The sequence below is a fragment of the Mesorhizobium sp. WSM4846 genome, from assembly GCF_055811415.1.
Genome location: NZ_JBVVPZ010000101.1, coordinates 1 through 1,022, shown reverse-complemented (window position 1 = coordinate 1,022; position 1,022 = coordinate 1). Strand labels below are relative to the sequence as shown.

At 62.0% G+C, this 1,022-nt stretch carries 1 protein-coding gene; it reads right to left on the bottom strand.

Annotation, left to right across the window (positions count from 1 at the left end):
• A partial coding sequence (groEL, locus tag AC0L15_RS33190; RefSeq protein WP_473498412.1) for a chaperonin GroEL occupies positions 1–1,022 on the bottom strand: 1,022 nt, incomplete at both ends.

Below are 1,022 nucleotides of genomic sequence, written 5' to 3'. Positions count from 1 at the left end.
CGGGTCGCGTTGAGGGCGTCATCGACGCGGTCCTTCTTTTCCTTGACTTCGATCTCGGTCGCACCGCCGACGCGGATGACGGCAACGCCGCCCGCCAGCTTGGCGAGACGTTCCTGCAGCTTCTCCTTGTCGTAGTCCGAGGTGGTCTCCTCGATCTGCTGCTTGATCTGGGCGACGCGGCCCTGGATCTCGGCCTTCTTGCCGGCACCATCGACGATGGTGGTGTTCTCCTTGGAGATAGACACCTTCTTGGCGCGGCCGAGCATGTTGAGGCCAACATTCTCGAGCTTGATGCCGAGGTCTTCGGAAATGACCTGGCCACCGGTGAGGATGGCGATGTCTTCCAGCATGGCCTTGCGGCGATCACCGAAGCCCGGCGCCTTGACGGCGGCGATCTTCAGGCCGCCACGCAGCTTGTTGACGACCAGCGTGGCCAGGGCCTCGCCTTCGACGTCTTCCGAAATGATGACCAGCGGCTTCGAGGTCTGCACGACAGCCTCGAGGATCGGCAGCATGGCCTGCAGATTGGAGAGCTTCTTCTCGTGGAGAAGGATGTAGGCGTCTTCCAGATCCGCAACCATCTTGTCGGCGTTGGTGACGAAGTAGGGCGAGAGATAGCCGCGGTCGAACTGCATGCCTTCGACGACTTCGAGTTCGGTCTCGGCGGTCTTGGCTTCCTCGACCGTGATGACGCCCTCATTGCCGACCTTCTGCATCGCTTCGGCGATCATCGAGCCGACCGAAGCATCGCCATTGCCGGCGATGGTGCCGACCTGGGCAACCTCTTCCGAGGTCTTGATCTTCTTGGCGTTCTTGATCAGCGTCGCGACGACGTCGCTAACCGCGAGATCGATGCCGCGCTTCAGGTCCATCGGGTTCATGCCGGCGGCAACCGCCTTGTGGCCTTCCTGGACGATCGACTGCGCCAGAACGGTCGCGGTCGTGGTGCCGTCGCCGGCGATGTCGTTGGTCTTCGAAGCAACTTCGCGGACCATCTGCGCGCCCATGTTCTCGAACTTGTC